The 26,640-nt window shown below is 29.8% G+C and carries 24 protein-coding genes; 23 read left to right on the top strand and 1 reads right to left on the bottom strand.

What is annotated here, in order from left to right; all coding sequences use genetic code 11:
• Positions 1-48 precede the first annotated feature (48 nt).
• The 19 genes from KPL54_RS05950 (at position 49) to KPL54_RS05860 (ending at position 22,500) form a co-directional block, all read left to right on the top strand.
• On the top strand, positions 49-1,230 hold the full coding sequence (locus KPL54_RS05950) for a macrolide family glycosyltransferase (RefSeq protein WP_216105716.1): 1,182 nt from the start codon (positions 49-51) through the stop codon (positions 1,228-1,230).
• A 134-nt stretch (positions 1,231-1,364) separates the two neighbouring features.
• Positions 1,365-3,140, top strand: a complete 1,776-nt coding sequence (locus KPL54_RS05945) for an ABC transporter ATP-binding protein (protein WP_216105715.1) — start codon at positions 1,365-1,367, stop codon at positions 3,138-3,140.
• Positions 3,137-5,008, top strand: coding sequence for an ABC transporter ATP-binding protein (locus KPL54_RS05940; protein WP_216105714.1), 1,872 nt, complete (start codon positions 3,137-3,139; stop codon positions 5,006-5,008). Before KPL54_RS05945 ends, KPL54_RS05940 begins: the two co-directional genes overlap by 4 nt.
• Before the next feature lie 166 nt (positions 5,009-5,174).
• The gene (locus tag KPL54_RS05935) at positions 5,175-5,612 is read left to right on the top strand and encodes a MarR family transcriptional regulator (protein ID WP_216105713.1); all 438 of its coding nucleotides are present in this window, start codon (positions 5,175-5,177) and stop codon (positions 5,610-5,612) included.
• Between the two features lie 35 nt (positions 5,613-5,647).
• On the top strand, positions 5,648-6,292 hold the full coding sequence (locus KPL54_RS05930; RefSeq protein ID WP_216105712.1) for a DsbA family oxidoreductase: 645 nt from the start codon (positions 5,648-5,650) through the stop codon (positions 6,290-6,292).
• A 114-nt stretch (positions 6,293-6,406) separates the two neighbouring features.
• On the top strand, positions 6,407-6,772 hold the full coding sequence (locus KPL54_RS05925; RefSeq protein ID WP_216105711.1) for a DUF1304 domain-containing protein: 366 nt from the start codon (positions 6,407-6,409) through the stop codon (positions 6,770-6,772).
• 45 nt (positions 6,773-6,817) lie between these two features.
• A complete protein-coding gene (locus KPL54_RS05920; protein ID WP_216105710.1) occupies positions 6,818-7,777 on the top strand; it encodes a tRNA dihydrouridine synthase in 960 nt (319 codons plus the stop codon).
• A gap of 142 nt (positions 7,778-7,919) precedes the next feature.
• Positions 7,920-8,603 carry a response regulator transcription factor gene (locus KPL54_RS05915; protein ID WP_216105709.1) on the top strand — a complete coding sequence of 228 codons (684 nt, stop codon included), beginning with the start codon at positions 7,920-7,922 and terminating at the stop codon, positions 8,601-8,603.
• Between the two features lie 105 nt (positions 8,604-8,708).
• Positions 8,709-9,716, top strand: a complete 1,008-nt coding sequence (locus KPL54_RS05910; protein WP_216105708.1) for an ATP-binding protein — start codon at positions 8,709-8,711, stop codon at positions 9,714-9,716.
• 72 nt (positions 9,717-9,788) lie between these two features.
• The gene (locus KPL54_RS05905) at positions 9,789-10,553 is read left to right on the top strand and encodes an ABC transporter ATP-binding protein (RefSeq protein ID WP_216105707.1); all 765 of its coding nucleotides are present in this window, start codon (positions 9,789-9,791) and stop codon (positions 10,551-10,553) included.
• Positions 10,540-12,462 carry an FtsX-like permease family protein gene (locus KPL54_RS05900; RefSeq protein ID WP_216105706.1) on the top strand — a complete coding sequence of 641 codons (1,923 nt, stop codon included), beginning with the start codon at positions 10,540-10,542 and terminating at the stop codon, positions 12,460-12,462. Before KPL54_RS05905 ends, KPL54_RS05900 begins: the two co-directional genes overlap by 14 nt.
• Entirely contained in the window at positions 12,455-13,426 is a 972-nt protein-coding gene (locus KPL54_RS05895; protein ID WP_216105705.1) for an alpha/beta fold hydrolase, read from the top strand. The genes KPL54_RS05900 and KPL54_RS05895 overlap by 8 nt, the downstream gene beginning before the upstream one ends.
• A 135-nt stretch (positions 13,427-13,561) precedes the next feature.
• Positions 13,562-14,236, top strand: a complete 675-nt coding sequence (locus KPL54_RS05890) for a response regulator transcription factor (protein WP_216105704.1) — start codon at positions 13,562-13,564, stop codon at positions 14,234-14,236.
• A 1-nt stretch (position 14,237) separates the two neighbouring features.
• On the top strand, positions 14,238-15,254 hold the full coding sequence (locus tag KPL54_RS05885; protein ID WP_216105703.1) for a sensor histidine kinase: 1,017 nt from the start codon (positions 14,238-14,240) through the stop codon (positions 15,252-15,254).
• Between the two features lie 137 nt (positions 15,255-15,391).
• Positions 15,392-16,159 (top strand): ABC transporter ATP-binding protein, encoded by a 768-nt coding sequence (locus KPL54_RS05880; RefSeq protein ID WP_216105702.1) that lies wholly within the window; start codon positions 15,392-15,394, stop codon positions 16,157-16,159.
• Positions 16,152-18,134 (top strand): FtsX-like permease family protein, encoded by a 1,983-nt coding sequence (locus tag KPL54_RS05875; protein WP_216105701.1) that lies wholly within the window; start codon positions 16,152-16,154, stop codon positions 18,132-18,134. The genes KPL54_RS05880 and KPL54_RS05875 overlap by 8 nt, the downstream gene beginning before the upstream one ends.
• 215 nt (positions 18,135-18,349) lie before the next feature.
• Complete coding sequence (locus KPL54_RS05870; RefSeq protein WP_216105700.1) at positions 18,350-18,787, top strand: MarR family winged helix-turn-helix transcriptional regulator; 438 nt, start codon at positions 18,350-18,352, stop codon at positions 18,785-18,787.
• 106 nt (positions 18,788-18,893) lie between these two features.
• Complete coding sequence (locus KPL54_RS05865) at positions 18,894-20,630, top strand: ABC transporter ATP-binding protein (RefSeq protein ID WP_216105699.1); 1,737 nt, start codon at positions 18,894-18,896, stop codon at positions 20,628-20,630.
• Positions 20,620-22,500, top strand: a complete 1,881-nt coding sequence (locus tag KPL54_RS05860; RefSeq protein ID WP_216105698.1) for an ABC transporter ATP-binding protein — start codon at positions 20,620-20,622, stop codon at positions 22,498-22,500. Before KPL54_RS05865 ends, KPL54_RS05860 begins: the two co-directional genes overlap by 11 nt.
• 91 nt (positions 22,501-22,591) lie before the next feature.
• Here KPL54_RS05860 and KPL54_RS05855 read toward each other — a convergent pair whose 3' ends face one another.
• Positions 22,592-24,121, bottom strand: coding sequence for a PucR family transcriptional regulator (locus KPL54_RS05855; protein WP_253203361.1), 1,530 nt, complete (start codon positions 24,119-24,121; stop codon positions 22,592-22,594).
• Positions 24,122-24,317: 196 nt separating this feature from the next.
• Here KPL54_RS05855 and KPL54_RS05850 point away from each other — a divergent pair, with 196 nt between their 5' ends.
• The 4 genes from KPL54_RS05850 to KPL54_RS05835 all read left to right on the top strand — a co-directional run bounded on the left by KPL54_RS05850 (position 24,318) and on the right by KPL54_RS05835 (position 26,636).
• A complete protein-coding gene (locus KPL54_RS05850) occupies positions 24,318-25,274 on the top strand; it encodes a flavodoxin family protein (protein WP_216105697.1) in 957 nt (318 codons plus the stop codon).
• A 233-nt stretch (positions 25,275-25,507) separates the two neighbouring features.
• Entirely contained in the window at positions 25,508-25,831 is a 324-nt protein-coding gene (locus tag KPL54_RS05845; RefSeq protein ID WP_216105696.1) for a hypothetical protein, read from the top strand.
• Entirely contained in the window at positions 25,786-26,058 is a 273-nt protein-coding gene (locus tag KPL54_RS05840) for a hypothetical protein (RefSeq protein ID WP_216105695.1), read from the top strand. Before KPL54_RS05845 ends, KPL54_RS05840 begins: the two co-directional genes overlap by 46 nt.
• A 368-nt stretch (positions 26,059-26,426) precedes the next feature.
• Complete coding sequence (locus KPL54_RS05835; protein ID WP_216105694.1) at positions 26,427-26,636, top strand: FeoA family protein; 210 nt, start codon at positions 26,427-26,429, stop codon at positions 26,634-26,636.
• Positions 26,637-26,640: the final 4 nt, after the last annotated feature.

Genomic DNA, 26,640 nt, shown 5'->3' with positions numbered 1-26,640 from the left:
AACTATACATTAATATACTAATAAAATAAAAAGGATGGTTAAAATAAAATGGCTAAAATATTATTTATAAATTTGTTCGGTAATGGACACTTTAACCCTACAATAGGTCTAGTTAAGGAATTAATGAGTAGAGGAGAACAGGTTACTTATACTGCTGGTGAAGAGTTTAGAGATAAAATAGAAAAGACAGGAGCTAAATTTAAAAGCCATACGAGTTTATCAAGTTCTATTAATGGACATTCAAATTCAGATTCGAAAAATAGTAAGTCTCCGATGGAAGAGTTAAAAGAAATGATTGAAGAAATAACTGACTATGTATTTAATTCAAAAGAAAAATTTGATTATATTTTTTACGATTCAGCTTTTATTATAGGAAGTGAAGTGGGAAGAATATTAAAAATACCTACAATTTGTTCTATTACTACTTTTGCAACTAACGAAAAAGCAAATATTTTTTCAGAGGTATTTAAGCAATATGGACCTATAATACAGCAACTTGTAAATAGTCCCGTGTACATAAACTTAGCTAAAAATTTAAAAGAAAAATATGATATAAAGATTCCTAGTATAACTACTGCAGTTACTGGAACAGGCACGATTAATGTTGTATATACTTCTAAGTATTTTCAACTTTGTGGTGAAAGTTTTGATGAAAGTTATAAATTTATTGGCCCATCAATATCAGATAGAAAGGATGAATTGGATTTTTCTTTAGAAACTAATGATAATAAGAAGGTTATTTATATATCTTTAGGTACTCTATTTAATGCTTCTATTGAGTTTTATGAAAATTGTTTTAAAGCTTTCGGTAATATGGATGCAACGGTTATTTTGTCTGTAGGTAAAGACACAGATATTAATACATTTAGTGATATCCCATCTAATTTTATTGTTCGCAATTATGTATCTCAACTTGAAGTTTTAAAACATACAGATGTATTTATTACCCATGGTGGTATGAACAGTACTAATGAAGCTCTGTATTATGATGTTCCATTGGTTCTTATTCCTCAATCAGTTGATCAGCCTGCCGTAGCAAATAGGGTAGCGGAGCTTGGTGCAGGTATTGTTATTGAAAAAGATAAAATTACCTCTGAGATATTGAATCAATCAGTGGTTAAAATTCTTTCAGACAATACATTTAGAATAAACAGTGAAAAGCTTGGAAGATCGCTTAGAGAAGCAGGCGGATATAAAAAAGCTGTTGATGAAATACTTAAATTAAAGTGAAGATATTATTGTCAAAGTTGAGATACATATAAACTTTGGTCACATTTTGGGGCAATATCCATAATGTGGCTATATTTATCAGGCTCGGGGAACTTTCGAGTAAAAAAAGATCAAAATGAATGGGGATGATACTTATGATTAAATTATTTAGGTTTTTAAAACCGTATACGACGCAGATAATAGTAATAGCTATATTAACTTTTGTTCAAGTACTTGCAAATCTATATTTACCTACGCTAATGGCTGATTTAGTTGACAAAGGTATATCGCATAAGGATGTAATGCATACTGTTTCGTTTTTAGGATTTAGTGGTATGTATAAAGGGATAGATTATATTCTTAGAATAGGTGGACTTATGTTGATATTTTCAGCAGGGGCTGTTATATGCTCAATGATAGTTACATTTTTATCATCAAAGACTGCTGTAGGGCTAGGTAGAATTATTCGTAGTAAATTGTTTGCTAAGGTTGAAGGATTTTCGCTACATGAGTTTGATAAGGTCGGTACTGCTACCCTTATAACAAGAACTACAAATGATGTTACTCAGGTTCAAACAGCATCAATAATGATTTTTTCTATTCTGCTTCCTGCTCCTTTAACAGCTATAGGTGGCATTATTATGGCTTTAAGAGAGGACATATCACTAAGCTTAATTTTTGCAGTTGTAATTCCACTACTTGGAATAATTATTGCAATAACTCTTAAATTTGCTATTCCATTATTTAAAGTTATGCAAGTGAAAATAGATAAATTAAATCTTGTATTACGTGAAGGACTTACTGGTATTAGGGTTGTACGTGCATTTAATCGTATAGATACTGAAAAGGCTAGATTTGATCTAGCTAATACTGATTTTATGGACAATGCTGTAAAAGTTAATAAAATTATGGCGTTTTTAATACCTATAATAATGTTAGTAATGAACATTACAACGCTTGCTATAATTTGGTTTGGTGCTAAAAGAATAAATGTTGGAAGTATGGAAGTTGGTTCATTAATAGCATTTATACAATATGGAATGCAAATTTTAATGGGGTTCTTGATGCTTGCTATGGTGTTCATTATGTTACCAAGGGCTCAAGCCTCTGCGGTAAGAATAAACGAAGTGCTAGAAATGGAATCTGAAATCAAGGATCCATTGAATACAAAACTAGCTGATACAAAAAGTGGATATGTTGAGTTTAAGGATGTAACATTTAGTTATCCTGGCGCAGAAAAGCCAGCTATTAACCACATAACATTTAATGCGAGTCCTGGCGAAACGACTGCAATTATTGGCGGTACAGGTTCTGGTAAATCAACTCTTATAAATCTAATACCACGTTTTTATGATGTAACTAGTGGTGTAATACTTATCAATGGAGTAGATGTACGTGAAATGAGTCAAGAAAGCCTAAGGGCCAAAATAGGATTTGTGCCTCAAAATACTGTACTATTTTCTGGTACAATTGCTGAAAATATTAAATATGGTAATAATGAGGCTTCTATTGAAGAAATAGAGCATGCAGCAAAAGTTGCACAAGCTTCGGATTTCATTTGTGAAATGGAAGAAGGATATGAACATCCGATTGCTCAAGGAGGTACAAATGTATCCGGTGGTCAAAAACAGCGTCTATCAATAGCTCGTGCTTTAGTTAGAAAACCAGAAATATATATTTTCGATGATAGTTTTTCAGCGCTTGATTTTAAAACTGATGCAAAACTTCGCGGGGCACTTAAAGAAGAAACGGCAAAATCTACAGTAATAATAATTGCTCAAAGAGTTGCAACGGTTATGGATGCAGATAGAATTATAGTAATAGACGAGGGTGAAATTTGCGGCATAGGAACTCACGAGGAACTTTTAACTAGTTGTAAGATATATCATGAGATTGTATCGTCACAGCTTTCAGAGGAGGAATTATCATGAGTGCAAACAATAAAGAAAATAAATCAGCAGGTGGAATAGGAGACTCAGACGGTCCAATGGGATCGCTTGCGAGTCCTAAAGCTAAAGCCAAAGATTTCAAAGGGACGCTTAAAAGACTTTTAGGTTATTTAAAGCCACAAAGAACTAATTTTATTCTAGTATTTATATTTGCTATCATCAGTACTATTTTTACAATAGTAGGACCTAAGATTTCAGCAAAAGCGATAGACAAATTGGTTGAGGGTATAACAAACGTAAATGGCGTTAATATAGATTTCACATATATAAAAAATATTATTCTTATATTAATTGTATTGTATTTAATAAGTACAGTTTTCGGCTTCCTTCAACAATATATTATGTCCGGAGTTGCGCAGAAAACTGTTTACAATATGCGTCTTGAGGTTGAAGATAAGCTATCAAGGTTACCTCTTAAATTCTTTGATGCAAGAACTCACGGCGAGATATTAAGTCGTGTAACAAACGATGTTGATAATATATCAACAACGCTTCAACAAAGTCTTACACAACTTATTACGTCTATTGTTACGATAATTGGTATTATCGTTATGATGCTCACAATAAGCCCGATAATGACACTTGTTGTAATTTTAACATTGCCATTATATATTGGTGTGACAGCATTAGTCGCAAAAAGGTCTCAGAAATATTTTGCAGCCCAGCAAAAAGAAATTGGAGAACTTAATGGTCATGTTGAAGAGATGTACACTGGTCACAAAATTGTTAAATCTTTTGGACATGAGAAAGATTCAATTGAAGAATTTGAAAACATAAATGATAGGTTATATGACGCAGGCTATAAAGCTCAGTTCATATCTGGGATAATAATGCCTATTATGAAATTCGTTGGTAATATAGGTTATGTAGTAGTTTGTGTTGTTGGTGGACTTTTAGCAACACAGGGTAAAGTTACTATTGGTAATATTCAAGCCTTTATCCAATACTCTAATCAGTTTACACAACCAATAGTTCAAACTGCAAATATTGCTAATATTATCCAATCAACAGTAGCTTCAGCTGAGCGTATTTTTGAATTATTAGATGAGGTTGAGGAACTTGTAGAAACTTCTGCGACTAAAGTAATTAAGATTCCGAAGGGAGAAGTTAAGTTCGAACATGTTGATTTTAGTTACAACTTAGAAAAATCACTTATAAAAGATATGAATATTGATGTAAAGAGGGGACATACAATTGCAATTGTTGGACCAACAGGTGCTGGTAAGACTACGCTTGTTAACTTGCTTATGAGGTTTTATGAAATTGATGCTGGTAAAATTTCAATAGATGGAGTTGATATAAGAGATATAAAACGTGGAAATCTACGTAATATGTTTGGCATGGTACTTCAAGAGACTTGGCTCTTTAATGGTACTATAATGGAAAATATCGCTTATGGCAGAGTTGGTGCGACAGATGAGGAAGCTATGCAGGCAGCAAGAGCAGCTCATGCACATCACTTTATTAAGACTCTTCCTGATGGATATAATACAATGTTAAATGAAGAAGCTTCAAATATATCACAGGGTCAAAAACAACTTCTCACTATAGCTAGGGCAATACTTGCAAATCCAACTATTATGATACTTGACGAAGCCACAAGCAGTGTCGATTCAAGAACAGAATTTTATATACAAAGGGCTATGACAGAACTTATGGAAAATAGAACAAGTTTTGTAATTGCACATAGATTATCTACAATTAAAGATGCAGAGTTAATTTTAGTTATGGATAAAGGAAGCATTATCGAAATGGGTAACCATAATGAGCTTATTGCTAAAAATGGATTCTATGCAGATCTTTATAATAGTCAGTTTTCTGGGGCAAACTTAGATAATGACGTTGTATAAATAAAAGACTCAATTTTGCTCATTAAATTCTAACAATACATTAACTTCTTTTGTAATACAAAGAAAAGTCCTTGAGCTCAAGGGCTTTTCTTGTACATTGATATTATTGACAAAGAAAGTTTTAAGAGTTAATATTAATTCGTACCCGAACGAACGAGGTGAATGAATGAAAAAAAGCTGTATATTAGGTATGATAAACGAAATTAATTCTATTTCTAATAAGTTTATTGAAAAAAAAATAAAAGAAGAAGGATTACCAATATTAAAAAATCATATTCCCTTATTCTATATACTTCCTGAAGATGGAAGTGCTTTGGTTTTTAGCGAAATATCAAACATATGGAAGATATCCAAATCTTCTTTGTCTGATATTATAAATAAGTACGAAAATCAGGGACTAATAAAAAAATGTATTTGTACTGAAGATAAGAGAAGTGTATATATAAGTTTAAAACCAGAGGCGCTATATATAAAGCAGAAGATTGAGAGTATAGAAGTTGAAATCTTAGATTTAATGTTAAAGGGTTTTGATAGGAATGAAAGACAAATTTTTGAAGAAAACTTTGATAAAGTTTTAAAAAATATAAAAAAAATACAGAATTAGTAGAATAATTAAATATGGAAAAGGGAGGAATAGTAATGAAAATAGAAGTGTGGTCCGATTTTGTGTGTCCATTTTGTTATATAGGTAAAAGGAGATTAGAAATTGCTTTAGAAAAATTTGAATATAAGGACGAAGTTGAATTAGTTTTTAAAAGTTTTGAGCTTGATCCGTCATCTAAAAAGAAATTTGATGGAAATATTCATGAGATTATAGCAAAAAAATATGGCATACCAGTAGAACAAGCTAAAGCATCAAATAACCAAATAGCTGCGGAGGCTAAGGCTATAGGTCTTAACTATAATTTTCATGATTTAATTCCAACGAATACTTTTGATGCTCACAGGGTAGCACATTATGCAAAAACACAAGGTAAGATGAATGAGTTATCAGAAAGAATTTTAAAGGCATATTTTGTAGATTCTTTAAATATATCTGATAATAAAGTATTAGCTAGTCTTGCTTACGAGGTCGGTCTTAATAGCGAAAAAGTATTAAGTATTTTGGAATCAGCTCAGTATAGTAACGAAGTACGAAAAGATGAAGAAACAGCTTCAGGGCTTGGAATCAGTGGTGTTCCTTACTTTGTAATTAATAATAAATATACGGTATCTGGTGCTCAACAACCTGAAATATTTTTAGAGGCACTTGAGAAAGCAAGAGAAGATGAATATAAGTTATAGTTTGCACATCGCCATAGGAGCTGAATTATTGATAGACAAAATGCGCTTTTAGTGGCTTATGCAATTGTAAGTCTGATAACATAAAATTAGCTTTATAAAGGAGGAAATGTAGTTATGGTTGTATCAAAAATTTTAATAGGATTAATAGCTTTTGAACATTTATGCATAATGTGGATTGAGATGTTTGCATGGACTACATTGGGTAAAAAAGTATTTAAAGTTTTACCAGAGGACTTATTTCCTAAAACTAAAGTCATGGCAGCAAATCAAGGGTTGTACAATGGATTTTTATCTGCAGGCTTAATATGGTCTTTATTTATTAAAAACTATATGTGGTCAAATAATGTTGCTATATTCTTTTTGTCTTGTGTAATAATAGCGGGTATATATGGATCAATTACTGTAACAAAGAGCGTATTTTTCAAACAATCGCTTCCAGCAATAATAGTTATGGCAGTACTTTTTCTAAAAATATTATAAAATGCTGATATAATGTTTTTAGAATAGTTATAAAGGAGTTATTAAATGAAGTATTATTTAGCACCAATGGAAGGAATTACGGGATACGTATATAGAAATTCTTATAAAAAATTTTTTAATAATATTGATAAATACTTTACACCTTTTATTGTTACAAATAAAAGTAGAAGTCTTAAGTCTAAAGAATTAAGAGACGTTTTGCCTGAAAATAATAAAGGAATGAATGTAGTTCCACAAATACTTACTAACGATTCAGAAGGTTTTAAAATTACTTCTAGAAAATTACAACAATTAGGTTATAACGAGGTTAATTTAAATTTAGGATGTCCTGCTGGAACGGTTGTTTCAAAAAATAAAGGCTCAGGATTTCTAGCCAAAAGAGAAGAACTTGATATGTTTTTAGATGAAATATTTAAAATAGATGATATGAAAATTTCTATAAAAACTAGAATAGGAAAAGATAGTCCAGAAGAATTTTATGAGCTAATAAAAATTTACAATAAATATCCTTTAGAAGAATTAATTATACATCCGAGAATACAGAAAGATTTTTATGGGAATAAACCTAATTTGCAGGTATTTAAAGATGCTTTATTTTTAAGCATAAATCCAGTATGTTACAATGGGGATATTTTCACTAGTGATGATCATAATAAATTAATGAAAACTTTTCCAGAAGTAAAAACGGTAATGCTAGGAAGGGGAATAATAGCCAATCCAAGGTTAATGAATGAAATTAAAAATAATGCTAATATAGATAAAAAAGTATTAAAAGAATTTCACGATGAAATTTTAAATAAATATATAGAAGTATTTGATGAAGATAGAAACGCAATATTTAGAATGAAAGAACTATGGGGATATATGATTTACATGTTTTCAGATAATAAAAAATATGCTAAAAAAATAAAGAAGTCACAAAGTTTAAGTGATTACAATGAAGCTGTCTTAAGTTTATTTACTGAACAGGAGATCATAGAAGGGGCTGGATTATTTAATAATTAATATTAAATAAGTATGATTAAGAAGAGTAAGAGAAGAGAACTATCTTTATGTTTTTGCGAGGAAAGATGATATAATATCAATATCTAAGAATAAAATTGTCTAATAGATAAATTGATAAATTAGGATGGGTTAGGGCGTCGAAATGATTAATACATATAAATTATTGATAATTGAAGATGATAAAAACATGTGTGAAGTGTTAAGTAATATTCTAAGCAAATGGGGATTTGAAGTAACTGTATGTGAAGATTTTGAAAAAATAATAGAGTGCTTTAAAGAATGTGAACCTAAGGTTGTTATTATGGATATTAATCTTCCAATTTGTGACGGATTTTATTGGTGTAAAAATATAAGAAAAATATCTAAGATACCAATTATATTTGTATCTTCAAGGGATAGTAATATGGATATAGTAATGGCAATTAATAATGGTGGAGATGATTATATACAAAAACCATTTGATTCAAATGTTTTAATTGCAAAAATACAAGCTATTATAAGAAGGACATATGAGTATAAAAATGAAGAAGCAAGAGTATTAAAATGTGATGATTTATTGTTAAATTTAGATAATACAACCCTTTTATATAATAAAAATTCTTTAGAACTTACAAAAAATGAAATGCTCATTTTACAAACTCTTATGGAGAATAAGGGAAAAGGGGTTTCTAGAAGCAAACTAATGAAAAAGCTTTGGGATGATGATATATATGTTAATGAGAATACTTTAACAGTTAATATTAATAGATTAAGAAATCGCTTAGAGCAAGTTGGAATAAAAGATTTAATAATAACACAAAAAGGCATTGGATATATAATATTATGATATTAAGTCAACTGTTTGGATAAAAATCCTGAATGGTTGGCTTTTTCTTAAGAGACAAAAAAAATACAATTATTTATATAAAGGATAAAAAGGGGAAAATAGTAGATGAGGTTAATTGATTATATGAAGATTAATAAAGTATGGTTAACAAATAATATAATAATTTTTATAATAACTAATTGTATAGTATATACCAGTAGTACTATAAATAAAGCGTTTAAAGATATTGTGTATATGGACGTACTTATTTTATTAATAGAATTTATAACTTTTACCTATGGATTTATAAAAGAAAAAAATAAATACAGTAATATTTTGAAATGTAATGAGGGATTAGCTAATAAAACAAATGATTTTCATTTAAATATGGTTTCAAATATTTTAGAAAAACAAAGTTTAGAATATTTAAAGAAGGAAGAAAGTTTAAAAAACAATATAAATGATTTTGAAGATTATATTACAAAATGGGTTCATGATATTAAAATTAATATTGCTATTGTTGATTTATTATTAGAAGACTTGGAAGAGGATGAATCGCAAAAGATAATATCTGAAATGAAACAAATGGAGTTTAGTGTAAATCAAGTTCTATATGTTACAAGAGCAAATAATTATAATTTAGATGTGAAAAGTGAGCAAGTAGCAGTAGGAGATGAAATTAGAAAGGCAATAAAAGTGAATGCAATATTTTTCATAAACAAAAACATTGAAATAATATTAGAGGTTGAAGGTTTTAATATAATAAGTGATAGAAAATGGATTCACTATATCCTTTCTCAAATTATTAATAATAGTAGTAAGTACACTAATGAAAATGGACAATTACATGTTTTGAGTAAAGAGGATAGCAAGGCCTATTATTTACATATTAAAGATAATGGAATTGGCATTCCAAAGGAAGATATAAATAGAATATTTAACAAAGGATTTACTGGAAAAAATGGAAGGGCAAGAACTAAATCAACTGGCATTGGTTTATATTATGCAAAAGAGATGTGTAATAATTTAAATATAGATTTGAAGGTAGAAAGTAGAGAGGGAGAGTACTCTGAATTTATTTTAAGCTTTTACAAGTTAGCCGATTACTATAATGTTACACCAATGTCACATTAAAATCTAATTTGTAACCTTGATAGGTGGAGGAGTAATCGGGTATAAATTATACTATAGATATGAGGTGATAATATGAAAAAAATTGTATCGGTATCAAAATTAATTAAAGAATATGGAAGGTTAACTAATAAACATAAAGTATTAAAGGAAGTAGATTTAGAAATTAATGAAGGTGAATTTATTAGTATAATGGGACCTTCAGGTTCAGGGAAAACTACCCTTTTAAATGTCATGTCAACAATAGACAAATCAACTTCAGGAGAGGTTTTAATTGATGGTAAAGATGTGAACAATCTAAAAGAAAATGAATTAGCTAGGTTTAGGAGAGACGTAATTGGTTTTGTTTTTCAAGATTTTAATTTGTTAGATAATATGACAATAAGAGATAATATTGCATTGCCATTAACATTAAACAATGAAAAGGTAGAGATAATATTAGAAAAAATTAATAAACTAACAAAGCTCTTAGGTATTGAAAAACATCTAGATAAATATCCTTATCAATTATCAGGGGGCCAAAAGCAAAGAGCAGCAATCTGTAGAGCATTAATTACATCTCCAAAGGTGATTTTTGCAGATGAACCAACTGGTGCTTTAGATTCTAAATCAGCTATAGAAGTTCTTGAATGTTTTGTAAATATAAATAAAAATTATAATACTACAATTATAATGGTAAGCCATGATGCCAGGGCTGCAAGTTATGCAGATAGAGTAATGTTTTTGAAGGATGGCAATATGTGTGGTGAATTAGATAGCAATGGAGATAAAAACGAGATGTTTAAAAAGATTCTTAATATGATAGCTATGATGGGGGGAGAAAGTGATGAACTCATTTAAACTATCATTGAAGCTTTTTAAGGATAATATAAAGGTATATAAACTTTATTTACTTATTACAATTGTATCTGTTGCAACTTTATATAACTTTTTAGCTATAGAATACAACGATGCATTTACTGCAATTAGTGAAAGGTTTCAGGCAGCAAGTGTAGCAAGTCTTTCATGTGGATTTATCTTAGTATGTACAGTAATATATTTTATATTTAATGCAGATAAATTTTTCCTATTAAATAGGAAAAAAGAGACCGCTTTGTATATGTTAATGGGAATTACTCAATCAAAAATTGGACAAGTATTTGCAATAGAAAGTTTATTACTTGGAGTTACATCTATAGTTAGTGGACTTGCATTTGGAGTGATATTATCTAAATTATTTTTTATGTTACTCGCAAAATCAATGTCTTTAAATGTAGAGATACCTTTCAAAATATCATTAAACTCTATTTTTATAGTGATTTTAGTATTCTCATGTATTTTTGGAATATTAGGTTATAAGAAATATAGAGTGGTAAAAAAAAGTAAACTCATAGATATGATTAATGCTACAAAGGAAAAAGAAAACCTACAAAAGTTAAGGTATTTTAAGGGGAGTTTAGGGGTACTATTAATTTTAGCTGGCTACTTAGTTGGAGTTATGATTAAGATATGGGATCTAGATTTGATGTTTTCATCTATGACAGCACTATTATGTGTTTCAATAGGAACATACTTTTTCTTTGGAAGTTTCATGTCCATAGTTTTGAGTAAGATGATTAAAAACAAAAAAATGGTATATAAGAATGTTAGGTTAGTAAGTATTTCTAATGTGTATTTTAGACTAAAAGGGAATTATCGCAATCTAGCTATGACGGCAATATTATGTGCAGCAGCTATAACAGCCTTTGGAGTAAGCTTATCCTTTGAGAAAGTTGCTCAAAAAGAAATTATTAAAGAATCTCCATATAGTTTTAGTTATGAAAGTAATGATGAAAAATTAAAAGAAAAAGTAGTAGGAATAATTAATGAATCTAATCATAAGTTAATTGGAATTAATGAAAATAAATTTTTCCTCGGAAAGATTGACTATATAAACTATCATAGAAAAGTAGATTATAATAATGAAGCAATAATAATAAGCTATTCAACATTAAAAAAGAATTTAGAGTTTCTGAATTATAAAGTAACAGATAATATTAAGCCTAAGGAAGGCGAGGCTGTTTTTATAATAAGTGCAACAACATTAGCATCTCCATTGAATGCTCTGAAAAAAGAAATAAAAATAAAAAATAGAGAATATTTAATTAAAAAACAAGTAGATGTACCTTTTACTGGGATTATAGAGAAATTAGGAACAAAGAATATATATGTTTTAGAAGATGATGAATATGAAAAAGTTAAGGAAGGCTTTAATGAAACATCTTTAAATTGCGTTCAAATAAGTAAAGAGAAAGAGGCAGATCAATTAATATTAAATATAAGTAAAGTCATAAAAAAGGATAAGATATATCCACATATTAATCAATATACATGGGATTATTATGCAATAGAAATATTTCATTTTTTAGGGTTAATAATGTCTATAATATTTATAATTTCAACCTTTAGTACAATTTATTTTAAAATATTAAAGGATGCCTTCATGGATAAAGAGCAGTACAAAATATTGAAAAAAATAGGTATGGGCAAAGAGGAAGTAAAGAGATCTGTGTATGTACAAGTTGGAATTTCATTTATTTTACCTGGTAGTGTAGGGATACTCCATAGTATTATTGCAATGAAGATGTTAGAACAAATAATGAATTTTTCATTTAATACTCAGTTAATAATTGCGATATGCTTATATTCAATAACAATGATTTTATTCTATTTTTTCATAAGTAATAATTATGTGAAGATGGTCTATGAAGAAGGTGATAATAATGCTTAAAAAGACACTAAAGATATTAAAAAAAATTATTATTGTGATATTAGCATTGTTAACAATTATATCTATAGTAGGTCAAGTTCGAAAACATCTAGAAAAGGACGATGTTAATCATTTAGGTACATTAGTTAAGGTTGATGGTAAAAAAATGCACGTATATTCTGAGGGAGAAGGAAAGAAAACAATTGTTTTAATGCCAGGTTTAGGAAGTATTGCACCCTCAATTGATTTTAAACCTTTAATTAAAGAATTAAAAAAGGACTTTAAAGTAGTCGTTGTTGAACCCTTTGGTTATGGGTTTAGTGATGAAACTTCAAAGGAGCGTAGCGTAGAAAATATTGTTGCTGAAACCAGGGTGGCATTGAAGGAAGCAAATATAGCTGGACCATATATACTTATGCCTCACTCTGTATCAGGCATATACGCTCAGTATTATGCAGCGGTTTATCCGAAAGAAGTTGAAGCAATAATTATGATGGATACAACATTAGTTAAGGCATGTCTAGAAGAAGCGGATAAAGTTGATTTATCTATTGGTAAAAAGCAATATATCGCAGCTACTGTAGGAAATTTCTTAGGCATTGATAGGATATACTATAATAATATTTATAAAGATGAAGTTTGTTTTTCACAAAAGGATAAAAATGATTTAGTTAAAATGGGAGTACAAAATCCATTTAACAAAACTATGGAAAATGAAGTTAATATGATATTAAAGAATTGTGAAACAGTTAATAAAACTAAAATACCAAAGGATTTACCAATACTAAAATTTATCACAATTAGATCTATGAAAGATATAAATAATGAGAAATATACAAAAATAATGAGTAAAAATTTAAATGAATTTAAGGAGTATACTAAATTTAGTTATTCTACTATAGAAGGAAAACATTACATTTTCTATACGAAATCACAAGAGATTGGAAAAGAAACTCGAGAGTTTTTAGGCAAGTATGATAATTAATATTCTTAAGAAGAAAGGTGGAGTAGTGGATTTTAAAGGTTGTGTTTAGCATCCACAAGTGAAAAACTTGACTGAAATACATATGACATTTAGTATAGTAAATGTATATATAAATAATGGGAAAGGAGGTATAGCATGTATAAAATATTGATTGTAGAAGATGACCCAACTATATCAAGTATATTAAAAAATCAATTGTGCAAATGGGGTTATGAGGCAGAAATTATTTTTGATTTTAATAATGTTATTGATGAATTTATAAAATATGATCCGCAACTGGTGATTTTGGATATTACTTTGCCTTTTTATAATGGATTTCATTGGTGTATGGAAATTAGGAAAATATCAAGGATTCCAATAATTTTTGCTTCTTCCGCCAGTGATAATATGAATTTAATTATGGCTATTAATATGGGAGCTGATGATTTTATTGCAAAGCCTTTTGATTTAAATGTAATAGTTGCAAAGATACAGGCCTTACTTAGGAGGACATATTCTTTTCAAGGACAAGTAAACATTTTAGAAAGTGATGGAGCTGTTCTTAATTTAGGAGAGCTGACTCTTACCTATAAGAATGATAAGCTGGATTTAAGTAAAAATGAGTTCAAGATATTACAGATTCTTTTAGAAAACAAAAACAATGTGGTTTCCCGTGATGATATTATGAGGAAACTGTGGGAAAGTGATAGTTTTATTGATGATAATACTTTAACGGTTAATGTCACTAGATTTCGAAAAAGGCTAGAGGATATAGGGCTTAAGGAGTTTATTAGGACAAAAAAAGGCATAGGATATATAGTGGGTGATTAAGATGAAAAAAAATTATATTTGGACTATTATAATTTCCTATTGCATGGAGAAAATAAAAACAATTATTAAATTTTTGATTTTTATAATGATATTTTTCATTGTATATTCGTTATATCATCTTCCAGTAGAGCCTATTTTATATGCAACCTTACTATCAGCTACATTAGCCTTTTTATTTAGTCTTTATGATTTTAGTGTATATTATCATAAGCATATGATTCTTCAAGATATTCTCAGTGGGATACAATTTAAACTGGATAAGCTACCAAAGGCTAAGACCTTAATAGAAAAAGACTACCAGAGTATTATTACAACTATATTTAAGGAAAAATCAGAAGTATTATATAACACGGACAATAAATTAAGTGAGATGGTTGATTATTATACAATGTGGGCACATCAAATAAAGACCCCAATTGCGGCTTTTTCTATGATTATTCAGTCTATGCAGGCAGGTATAGAAAAAAAACTTATGGAGCAGGAGCTATTTAAAATTGAACAATATGTAGAGATGGTGTTGCATTATATAAGGCTAGGGAGTTTGTCCTCTGATTTAAAATTAGAGGTATATTCACTACATGACATTATTCGTCAAGCCGTGAAGAAATATGCAGTCACTTTCATATATAATAAAATTTCACTGAATTTCAAGGAGTTTGATTGCAAAGTAATAACTGACGAAAAATGGATTACATTTGTACTAGAACAAATTTTATCTAATGCATTAAAGTATACAAAAAGCGGCAGCATTTCAATTTATATAGAGGGGAATTTGGAGAAAACCTTAATAATTGAGGATACTGGCATAGGAATAGCCTCTGAAGATATTCCAAGGGTTTTTGAAAGAGGGTTTACAGGGTATAATGGCAGAATGGACAAGAAATCAACAGGAATAGGATTATATTTATGTAAAGAAATTATTACAAGATTATCCCATAAAATATCAATGACCTCAGAAATAGGAAAAGGAACAAAGGTAGCTATTGATTTTACTACAGATAAAATAAATATAGACTAGCCTTACATAAATGTAAGGTTAAAGAAGGAAGTGTAAGCTTAAGTTAAGGCAGAGCATTCCTTTTTTTTGTATAATTAATTTATAAGTTAGGAAATAACGTAAATCAATTTCCTAAAGTAAAAATTGGAGGGGTCAATATGGTATTAGTAGAAGTTAAAAATTTAAAGAAGATATATTCAACAAGATTTGGGGGTAATAAGGTTCAAGCCTTAGATGATGTTTCATTTTCAGTAGAAGCTGGTGAATATATAGCTATTATGGGGGAATCAGGATCAGGTAAAACTACATTGCTTAATATATTAGCATCACTTGATAAACCTACAAGTGGAGAAGTCTTATTAGAAGGTAAAAATATTGTTAACATAAAGGAAAGTGAAATATCAGCTTTTCGTAGAAATCATTTAGGTTATGTGTTTCAAGATTTTAATTTACTTGATACCTTCTCTATAAAGGATAATATATTCCTGCCACTTGTGTTATCAGGAAAAGACTATAAAGAAATGGATAGCAGACTACAACCAATTGTAAATAAGTTAGGAATTAAAGATATATTAGAAAAATATCCTTATGAAGTATCAGGAGGACAAAAGCAAAGGGCAGCAATAACCAGAGCTATTATTACAAATCCAAAATTAGTTCTTGCAGATGAGCCAACAGGTTCATTAGATTCAAAGTCCGCAGGGGAGATTCTGAAATTATTCTCAGCTATAAATAAATCTGGTCAAACTATCCTTATGGTTACACATAGTACAATAGCTGCAAGTCATGCTAGTCGTGTACTTTTTATAAAGGATGGAAAGCTCTTTAATCAAATTTATCGTGGAGCTATGAGTAATGATGAAATGTATCAAAAGATTTCAAATACACTAACTCTGTTAACTACAGGAGGTAGTGAAAATGAATAGTTCCTTTTATTTCAAATTTGCTAAGACTAATTTAAAGAAAAACAGTAAAACTTATTTGCCCTATATATTAGCTTGTATAAGTGCAATCATTATGTTTTACACCATGGATTGTATAGCATTAAATGAAGGATTAGATAAGATTAGACATCCAGAAACATTAAAAATGATTCTGAAATTTGCAGTTAAAGTTATAGCAATATTTTCTATAGTATTTCTATTTTATACTAATAGTTTCTTAATAAAGAGAAGAAAGAAGGAAATAGGTCTTTATAATGTGCTTGGAATGGAAAAAAAGCATATTGCCAAGGTTCTTTCTATTGAAACCTTAATAGTAGCTGCTATTAGCTTAGTTTTAGGTATTTTCGGTGGAATTATAATTGGAAAATTAATATTTTTAATATTAATAAATTTAATGAAACTGGATATTACTATTTCATCTTCATTTTCAATATCAGTGCCAGCAATAATACAAACTATAGAATTATTTAGTATAATTTTTGTAGCTATTTTAATAGGAAATCTTCTACAAGTTAAGATTACCAATCCTATTGAATTACTAAAAGGTGGGCAAAAAGGGGAAAAGGAACCAAAGACATCTTGGATATTAGCTATTTCTGGTGTTATTGAATTAGCTGCTGGGTATGGCCTTGCCATTAATTTAGAATCACCATTGAAAGCATTTGTTATATTTTTTATAGCAGTAATTTTAGTTATTGTTGGAACCTATAGTACTTTTACAGCTGGAAGTATAGCGTTTTTGAAGATGTTAAAGAAAAATAAGAAATTTTTCTATAAAACAAAGAATTTTGTTTCAGTATCTGGAATGATCTATCGTATGAAGCAAAATGCTGTAGGTCTGGCTAATATTTGCATTTTAAGTACAGCGGTATTACTAACATTATCAACTACTGTTGCTTTATATGCTGGACAAGAAAGCAGCTTAAAAATTGCTTATCCACTAGATGTAGCATTATCTATAGGAAATGCAGCAGCAAAAGAAAAGGATAGTGTAGCAAATATGATAAAAGAAGAAGCTGCTAAGAGTCATGTAACACTAAAAAACCAAGTAGAATTTGACGATAAAGAACTAATGACATTACAAGAAAAAAATTCATTCAAAATTCTTAAAGCAGATGTACCTGATGTTAGTGATATAAAAAGTATACATTTTTATACCTTAGAAGATTATAACAAAATGGAAGGTAAAGCTGTATCTTTAAAAGATAATGAAGTACTCATCTTTTCAGTAGGTAAGGAATTTAATTATGATTCTATTGTTTTAAATGATAAAAAGTTTAAAGTGAAAGAGAAACTTAATAAAATAAAGATAGCGAATAAAAATAAAAATAACTTAATAGATGAATATAGAATTATAGTTAAGGATATGAATAGCTTAAAGGATACACATGAAGGAAAAAATGCCAAAGGATTTGTAAATGCTACTCATCGTATTGCATTTGATATTGATGGTAATAAAGAGGATACTATAAAATTCTGTGATTCATTAAAAAGCCATATAAATGTTATGAAAGACAGTGATTTTCAAAGTATTTATACAGATAGAGAAGAGTTTTATATACTTAATGGTGGATTCATATTTATTGGATGTTTTTTAGGACTATTATTTACAATGGGAATAGTTTTAATAATTTACTATAAGCAAATTTCTGAAGGGTATGATGATAGCGAAAGATTTAAAATCATGCAAAAGGTAGGTATGAGCAAAAAGCAGGTAAAAAACACTATAAACAAGCAAATACTTATGGTGTTTTTCCTTCCACTAGCAGTAGCAGCAATCCACATTGCAGTTGCTTTCAACGTTGTATCTAAAATATTATCTTTGTTTGGTCCCTTTAGTACCAGTACATTAATACTTGCAATATCTGGGACTGTTGTAATCTTTGCAGTGTTATACGCTGTAGTTTATAGGTTGACAGCAAAGACTTATTATAAAATTGTGCAGCAAGAAAATTAGATAATAAATTGGAGGAGCTAAATGCAATTTTAGTTGCTCCAATAATTGTTTTTTGTGAAAATTATGAAAAAAGTATTTTAAAGGTAAAGTACAGCCTCCATCATTAATACCCTCAGATAATTATACAACTGCTAAGGTGATTTTTGATAAAGTTTGACAATTACAGCATCAAGTATTAAAATTGTTAGTATGCTAACATAATGGGGAGATGCTTTATGGATCGTTCAAAGGCTATAGGATTTGTAGTAAAAACACTTTCTAATCAAGTGAAACGACAAATTGATATTGGCGTTTCAAAATGTGAGATTGATGGCATAACAGGAATGCAGTGCTGGATCATTGGTTATCTTTGTGATAACGTAGATAAAAGAGATGTTTTCCAAAAAGATGTTGAAATTGCGTTTAACATTAGGAGGTCTACAGCTACTGTTATTTTACAACTTATGGAAAAAAATGAACTGATAACTAGGGAAGCGGTGTCTTGCGATGCACGATTAAAAAAACTTATTCTCACTGAAAAAGCTTTTGGCATTCATCTAAAGATAGAAGCCCAAATTATTCAAGTAGAACAAAAAATTGCGAAGGGTTTAACAAATGAAGAAATTGAAACTTTCCTTCGGCTTGTGAACAAAATTTCAAAAAATATAGAATAGTTAACTATCTTGTTAGGAATAGACAGACGGTTATTTTTTTGCTGTGTTGTTAGTTACCTAACTGTATGGATAATGACAAATACTAATGTATGGAGGTTACCAAATTATGATTAAACGACTTGCAAAATGCGTAGGTGAGTATAAAAAAGACACCATCCTTGCGCCCGTTTTTGTAACATTTGAGGTTATTATGGAGGTTATAATACCTTTCCTAATGGCACAAATTATTGATAACGGAATCTCAAAAGGAAATTTAGGTTACATCAGTAAAATGGGTATTGTCCTAGTGCTGTGTACTATATTTTCACTTTTTTTCGGTATGCAATCAGGAAGATATGCAGCCAAAGCATCTGCAGGATATGCAAAAAATGTAAGGCGAGAAATGTATTACAATATACAGAGTTTTTCATTCTCGGATATTGAAAAATTTTCAACTGCAAGCCTAGTAACTAGGTTAACTACAGATGTGACCAATGTTCAAAATTCTTACCAGATGATTATTCGTATTTTAGTACGAAGTCCGTTAATGCTTATTTTTTCTTTGATTATGGCATTTAACCTTAATGCAAAATTAGCTTTAGTATTTCTTGTAGCTATCCCATTTTTAGGATTTGGGCTTTACTTAATTATTATCAACGCCCATCCTATTTTTGAGAAAGTATTCCGTACTTACGACCATCTAAACAATGTTGTACAAGAAAACATAAGTGGTATTAGAGTTGTAAAATCTTATGTTCGTGAAGAACATGAAAAAAGCAAATTTGGAGAGGTATCTACAAAAATCTATAATGATTTTTCAAAAGCAGAAAAATTATTAGCTTTTAACGGTCCACTTATGCAGTTTACCATGTATACATGTATTCTCTTAATCTCTTGGTTTGGTGCAAAGATGATTGTAGGTTCAACTATGACCATAGGTCAATTAATGAGTTTACTGGCTTACGCTGCACAAATTTTAATGAGTTTGATGATGCTTTCAATGGTTTTTGTCATGATTACAATTTCTCGTGCTTCAGCAGAAAGAATTGTAGAGGTTCTAGATGAAAAAAGTGGTTTGCATAACCCAGAGCAGCCTATTTATGAAGTGCCTAATGGCTGTGTGAACTTTGAAAATGTAGATTTTAGCTACAATGATGACAAAAATAAACTCTGCCTTAAAAAAATTGATATCTCTATCAAGGCTGGTGAAACCATTGGTATCATTGGTGGTACTGGAAGTGCAAAAACTACTTTTGTTCAACTAATTCCTAGACTTTATGACGTATCAAGTGGCAATATTTTAGTCGGTGGGGTAGATGTGCGCAAATATGATATACAAGCCTTACGTGATGAAGTTGCCATGGTTCTACAAAAAAATGTACTTTTTTCAGGAACAATCAAAGAGAACCTTAGGTGGGGAAATAAAGATGCTTCGGATGATGAACTCATAAGAGTGTGCAAGCTAGCACAAGCGGATGATTTTATTGCGAAATTCCCACATAAATATGACACCTACATTGAACAGGGAGGTTCCAATGTTTCTGGGGGTCAAAAGCAAAGGATTTGTATTGCACGTGCACTGCTTAAGAAGCCTAAAATATTAATTTTAGACGATTCTACTAGTGCTATAGACACGAAAACAGATTCTCTAATCCGCCTTGCATTCAAAGAGGAAATCCCAAATACCACAAAGATTATTATAGCTCAGCGTATATCCTCGGTGGAGGATGCCGATAAGATAATTATAATGGATGCTGGTAGAATAGATGCCATAGGGACTCATGATGAACTTTTAAAAACCAATAAAATCTATCAAGAAGTCTATACTTCACAGATGAAAGGGGTAGAGACAAATGAAAAATAATAATAAGTCCAAACCTAAATCAGATGGAAAAACCATGAAAAGATTATTTTCATATGTTACAAGTGCTTATAAAATACAGTTTATAATTGTTATTATATGCATATTATTCAGTGCTCTTGCAGGGGTGGGGGGTTCACTTTTTCTTCAAATAGTGATTGATGATTACATTACTCCGCTACTGAAAGTTTCAAATCCAGTGTTCTCTGGACTTTTAAAAGCTATACTTGTGATGGCTGGTATTTATTGTATTGGCGTTGTGGCGACATTTCTCTATAACAGATTAATGGTAACCATAGGCCAAGGGGTACAAAAGAAAATTAGAGATGAAATGTATTCTCATATGCAAACTTTGTCTATAAAATATTTCGATACTCATTCACATGGTGACACTATGAGTCGCTATACTAATGATATAGATACCTTAAGGCAGATGTTATCTCAAAGTATTCCACAGATGTTTTCCTCTGCAATTACTATTGTAAGCGTATTTTTGGCCATGCTTTATGTCAGTTGGCATTTAACTGTGCTTGTAATTATAATGGTGGTAGTTATGCTATTTATTACTGGGAAAATTACTGGGAGGAGTTCTGAATTTTTTATTAAACAGCAAAGTTCTATGGGTAAAACAAATGGATTTATCGAGGAAATGATTAATGGACAAAATGTGGTTAAGGTGTTCTGCCATGAGGAAGATTCAAAAGAACAGTTCGACCTTCTAAACGAGGAACTTTGTGATAATGCTACAAAAGCAAATAATTATGCAAATATACTTATGCCTATTATGTCGAATTTAGGTAATCTCCTTTATGTCTTGGTTGCCATTGTTGGAGGAGTTTTAGCACTAAGTGGAATTGGTGGATTAACCCTAGGGGCTATTGCCTCATTCTTACAGCTTAGTAAAACTTTCAGTATGCCTATTGGTCAAATTTCTCAACAACTCAATGCTGTTATTATGGCACTGGCGGGTGCACAACGTATTTTTGAATTGATGGATGAAGAATCCGAAGAGGATGAAGGTTATGTAACACTAGTAAATGCTAAATATGAGGGTGATATTTTATGTGAAACTAAAAAGCGTACAGGAATATGGGCTTGGAAGCACCCACATGAAGATGGTACTGTTACCTACACTAAATTAACAGGAGATGTGCAATTTTTTGATGTAGATTTCGGTTATAATGAAGAAAAAACTGTATTGCATAATGTAAGCCTTGATGCACATTCTGGTGAAAAGTTAGCATTTGTTGGTGCAACTGGTGCTGGAAAAACCACCATAACTAATTTGATTAATCGTTTCTATGATATTCAAGATGGTAAAATTCGATATGATGATATCAACATTAACAAAATTAGAAAAAGTGATTTGCGTCGTTCTCTTGGAGTTGTGCTTCAAGATACAAATTTATTTACTGGAACTATTATGGAAAACATCAAATACGGCAAGCTTGATGCTACGGATGAAGAAATTTATGCAGCTGCAAGACTTGCAAATGCTGATGGGTTTATTTCCATGATGCCAAAGGGTTATGATACTATTTTATCAGGAGATGGATCTGGATTATCACAAGGCCAAAGACAATTATTGTCCATTGCAAGAGCTGCTGTTGCAAACCCTCCAGTTATGATCCTTGATGAAGCCACTTCTAGTATCGATACGCGTACAGAGGCGATTGTACAAAGAGGTATGGATTCGCTTATGCAAGGTCGTACGGTATTTGTAATTGCTCACAGGCTTTCTACAGTGAAAAATGCTGATGAAATTATGGTGCTTGATGAAGGCCGAATCATTGAATGTGGTAACCACGAAAATTTAATATCAGAGAGAGGAAAGTATTATCAGCTCTATACTGGCGCCTTTGAACTTGAGTAAAATATTTACTATTAGACCACCGATTTAATAATAGTTGGTGGTTTTATTCATGCCAAAAATAAGAACCGTATTGAAATATTCAATACAGTTCTTATTTTTGGTATCTTAGAATTTTTAATGATAATTCAAATTTAAACAAAATATCACTGTTACTTAGTGAAATTTTCAATAATTCTTCTATCTTATGGTAACGGTAAAAAAATGTACTACAATGTATATTTAGTTTTTTTGAGGTCAATTTTGCATTCCTATTACTTTCTAGATAAACCATTAATGTTTGTAATAATACTGAATTATTGTTTTTATCGATCCATATAAGCTTGTTAATCGATGGATCGACTAATGTGTGTAGTTCAATTTTTTCAATACTATTATCCTTGCTTTGCAATATATGAAATAGATAGTATTCTATATAGTCTTTGAAATAAAATAAGAAACCCTTTATGTTTAAGTTTTCTGCTAATTTTAAAGCGTAAGTAGCCTGTTTATAAAACTCCTTTGTTTCAAGTATGCTTTGAAATGTCAAACTAATCCCGGCGTTTAAATTGTTGAGCTTTAAAAAATTTATAAACCTTGTTTTTGTGTTTTCAGAAAATACTTCATCATCATCTTTACTTACCATGAGAATGATACTATCTTCATAATAAGCAGAAATACAATTTCCAAATATATTTTTAGTAGTAACAATTAACTGCTTTAATCCAAAATTATGACGGTAATCTTGATATGTTTGGCGAAAAGGTATAACAATTAATAATATATTTTTATTTAATTTAAAATCTATATTTTTTAGTCTTTCTTCTATATAGTTTAGATTACTAATTGAATTTTTTAATAAATCCATTAAATAATATTCTTCTTCTAGTCCTGAACTATTTATAAATAAGTTATCCTTTTGCATTTGTATAGAAAGAGTTTGCGCTAAAGTGTTGGTTAGTTCTAAATCTTCTTCAAGAAATTCTCGATTTCCTTGTAAAATACATATGTACGCTACAGTAACGTTATTAATACGAATACCACAAAAGATAAGGTTCTTATCAGAAGCGTGAAAAAAAGATGTACTTGAACTATAAATATTGTCTATACATTTATCTTTTTTCATAAGATTAACAGTATCAATTAACAGATAAGTTTGATCATTATAAGTTTCTATACTAGATGTAATAGAATTAGCAAAAGTGGAACGACCAATAATACGATAACTAGTATCTAAAATAAAAATAGGATTATTTAAATAGCTTTCACATATATTTAAAGTTTTATTAATATCATTACAAGCAGATAAGCTATTATAAATATTCAACTTTTTAGCAAATAGTTTATATTCTGTAAACATAAATTCACAAATTAATCTATAAATTTCTTCTATACTATTTTTAGTCTCAATCTGCAACGAGTGAATGTTTTCACTTGCTTTATTTACGATAGTTAAAATGTTTTCTCTATTAATTAATAAAGATTTATGTTTTTTTGTTGTTAAATATAAAGTGTTGGGAGAAAGCTTCATATTATCTTGTAAAAATAATACTTCATCAATAATAGTATCCGGATTATGTTTCCCCGAAATTTTAATGTTTGATTTGTTTTCAAGAAAATTTAATAATGTTTTTAGTTTAGGCAAAAAATTACCTCCTTATGTAGATTAGAAAAATTTCTAGAATTATACTATTAAAGTATGGCAGTTTCATAATTATTTCTGATGAATGGTGTATTAATTTATGTTAATATTATAAATGTTCACTCATTAGTGTAACAAAAAAAACACGTATTAACAATAATATAGTAATATATATGATATATAAAGAGGAGATTTTATTATGACTTTTAAAGTAATGGGCGTTACAGCTGGTAGAAAAGATTCAAATTCTGAAATTTTATTAAAGGAGGCACTTTTAGCTTGTGAAAAACAAGGGGCGGAAATCACAATGATTAATCTAAGGAATTACAACATTATGGATTGTACAGGATGTACAGCATGTACAAATGGTATGACTATTGGTAAAAACGTTGGGTGCAGCTTAGATAAAAAGGATGATAAAAAAGCAATTATGGAAGTTATGTTAAATCAAGATGCTGTTATTTTCTCAGCACCTACATATGATTTAATGCCAACTGCAACATTTTTAAAATTTATGCATAGAAATTTAAGTTATGAATCTGCATTTTTAGAATCAATTGGTGAAATTGAGCATAAAGATAGAGTTGGTGCTTTAATTGCTGTGGGAGGATCTACTCGTTCATGGCAGTCCATGGCATTAGAAGCTATGCAGGCAACTTGTTTTACAAATGATTTTAAAATTATTGATATGTATTTGGCCACTCGTGTGCCAGCTCCAAAACAATGTTTATTGCATGATGGTATGATTAAACGTGCCGAAGAAATTGGTAACAATGTTATGAAATCATTAAATACCAAAGCAGAAAAAAGAGTGTGGTTAGGGGATGAAAATATGGGTTGGTGTCCAAATTGTCATTCTAATGCATTGATTTTAGGGGAAGCTCAATGGGATGGGTTACAATTCCCAATTGAATGTCAAGTTTGTGGTGCTGGTGGAGACTTAGAAAAAACAGAAGCTGGTAAATGGAAATTTGTTATTGCGAAAGATGGATTAAGTCGTGACCGTACTACTATTAAAGGAAGAGAACACCATTTAGAAGAAATTTACCATACACAAGGTGGATTTTACACAGATGAAAATTTATCAACTGTTAAAGAAAAGTTCGGTAAATATAAAGATCTAAAATTTCATACAATAGAAATTAATAAAGCGTAATTTTATCAAGTAATGGTTAATGAAGGAATATTACGGTGCGTTTTCGTTTGATTATATCGTATAAAAAATGTCTAAAGTGAGTATTTATGTCTAAGTTAGGTAGAAATTAAATAGACTAATATATAAAATGGAATTGGTTAGAGGAAACTAACTAATTCTATTTTTTATGTGGAGATTTTATGAATAGATTAAGTTAAAATCTTTATGAAGTTAAGCTGAAAGGAGAAAACTAAATGTTAAGTAAGCTTTTGTATTATGGAAATGAAAACAATGGAAAAATAAGGTTATTTGTATTTTTTCTATTAATTGCAATTATTATGGGAGTTATTCCTTTTGTAATGGCCTACCAGATTATTGTACCCTTGATTCATGGAAAACAGATTACAGAAAACTATTTATTATTTCGTGTTGCAGGAATGTTAATCGCTCTTATTTTACAAGGGGTATTCTATGGGAGAGGATTGGCTTTATCCCATGAAGCAGCCTATGAAACATTGATGAATTTACGTGTTTGCTTGCAGGAGAAATTAGAGAAACAACCCCTTGGAGTGATTTAGGCCAAAGGTGTGGGAATGCTCAAAAAAATGTTATGAGTGTTTTTATTATTTATCTTGCTATGTTTCTCGTTGACTGGAAGCTTGCACTTATGACTCTTGCTTCCATTCCACTTGGAATACTATCCATGATGATTATGTACGCAATAGGAAAAAAAAGAATGGGTGATTATTATAAATCAGCTCAGGTCATGAATTATAGGGATTTTACATTTGAAAATGAATTTTAATATTAATTGAATTTAAGGTAGTTTAATAGGTGTACTTTTAGGTTTAGTTAGTATAACTAAATAGAAAAGTAAATTTAATATTTGAATAAAAATGAATATTATAATCAAAATATATAAAAAGGGGATTGAACTTTTATAAATAGAGATGGTTATACTAAATACTCCAGAGGAATACAGATATAAAACCATATGTGTAAAAAAATTCTAAATAATAATGAAAATCACTTTCATTATTTTTATGTTATGCTATAATAGAAAAGTAAGGCAAATAAGAACGCTTATCAAACGAGGTTGTTTATCAATATCTTCAGAATGACAGAGCTGATTATTTTAAATTAAAATATCCTAACATTTAAGGGGGAATTATTATGCCAATAATATTAGCAGCTACTGGAAATGAAATGAGTATTAAGAAGATTACTGGAAATGATAAAACTAGGAGGTTTTTAAGTAGTCTAGGCTTTGTTATAGGTGAAACTGTCACTGTTATATCTGAACTAGGAGGGAACCTGATTCTTAATGTTAAAGGTAGTAGAATTGCCCTTGATAAAGGTATGGCAAGTCGAATAATAGTCTAGGAGG

The sequence above is a fragment of the Clostridium estertheticum genome (genome assembly GCF_018861295.1).
In the GTDB taxonomy this organism is placed as follows: Bacteria; Bacillota; Clostridia; order Clostridiales; family Clostridiaceae; genus Clostridium_AD; species Clostridium_AD estertheticum_D.
The sequence above is the reverse complement of the archived record's forward strand: the minus strand, read 5'-3'. Positions and strand labels throughout refer to the sequence as shown.

Coding starts and splice junctions, on each gene's coding strand:
- KPL54_RS05950 (WP_216105716.1), top strand. CDS start 49: ATGGCTAAAATATTATTTATAAATTTGTTCGGTAATGGACACTTTAAC.
- KPL54_RS05945 (WP_216105715.1), top strand. CDS start 1,365: ATGATTAAATTATTTAGGTTTTTAAAACCGTATACGACGCAGATAATA.
- KPL54_RS05940 (WP_216105714.1), top strand. CDS start 3,137: ATGAGTGCAAACAATAAAGAAAATAAATCAGCAGGTGGAATAGGAGAC.
- KPL54_RS05935 (WP_216105713.1), top strand. CDS start 5,175: ATGAAAAAAAGCTGTATATTAGGTATGATAAACGAAATTAATTCTATT.
- KPL54_RS05930 (WP_216105712.1), top strand. CDS start 5,648: ATGAAAATAGAAGTGTGGTCCGATTTTGTGTGTCCATTTTGTTATATA.
- KPL54_RS05925 (WP_216105711.1), top strand. CDS start 6,407: ATGGTTGTATCAAAAATTTTAATAGGATTAATAGCTTTTGAACATTTA.
- KPL54_RS05920 (WP_216105710.1), top strand. CDS start 6,818: ATGAAGTATTATTTAGCACCAATGGAAGGAATTACGGGATACGTATAT.
- KPL54_RS05915 (WP_216105709.1), top strand. CDS start 7,920: ATGATTAATACATATAAATTATTGATAATTGAAGATGATAAAAACATG.
- KPL54_RS05910 (WP_216105708.1), top strand. CDS start 8,709: ATGAGGTTAATTGATTATATGAAGATTAATAAAGTATGGTTAACAAAT.
- KPL54_RS05905 (WP_216105707.1), top strand. CDS start 9,789: ATGAAAAAAATTGTATCGGTATCAAAATTAATTAAAGAATATGGAAGG.
- KPL54_RS05900 (WP_216105706.1), top strand. CDS start 10,540: ATGAACTCATTTAAACTATCATTGAAGCTTTTTAAGGATAATATAAAG.
- KPL54_RS05895 (WP_216105705.1), top strand. CDS start 12,455: ATGCTTAAAAAGACACTAAAGATATTAAAAAAAATTATTATTGTGATA.
- KPL54_RS05890 (WP_216105704.1), top strand. CDS start 13,562: ATGTATAAAATATTGATTGTAGAAGATGACCCAACTATATCAAGTATA.
- KPL54_RS05885 (WP_216105703.1), top strand. CDS start 14,238: ATGAAAAAAAATTATATTTGGACTATTATAATTTCCTATTGCATGGAG.
- KPL54_RS05880 (WP_216105702.1), top strand. CDS start 15,392: ATGGTATTAGTAGAAGTTAAAAATTTAAAGAAGATATATTCAACAAGA.
- KPL54_RS05875 (WP_216105701.1), top strand. CDS start 16,152: ATGAATAGTTCCTTTTATTTCAAATTTGCTAAGACTAATTTAAAGAAA.
- KPL54_RS05870 (WP_216105700.1), top strand. CDS start 18,350: ATGGATCGTTCAAAGGCTATAGGATTTGTAGTAAAAACACTTTCTAAT.
- KPL54_RS05865 (WP_216105699.1), top strand. CDS start 18,894: ATGATTAAACGACTTGCAAAATGCGTAGGTGAGTATAAAAAAGACACC.
- KPL54_RS05860 (WP_216105698.1), top strand. CDS start 20,620: ATGAAAAATAATAATAAGTCCAAACCTAAATCAGATGGAAAAACCATG.
- KPL54_RS05850 (WP_216105697.1), top strand. CDS start 24,318: ATGACTTTTAAAGTAATGGGCGTTACAGCTGGTAGAAAAGATTCAAAT.
- KPL54_RS05845 (WP_216105696.1), top strand. CDS start 25,508: ATGTTAAGTAAGCTTTTGTATTATGGAAATGAAAACAATGGAAAAATA.
- KPL54_RS05835 (WP_216105694.1), top strand. CDS start 26,427: ATGCCAATAATATTAGCAGCTACTGGAAATGAAATGAGTATTAAGAAG.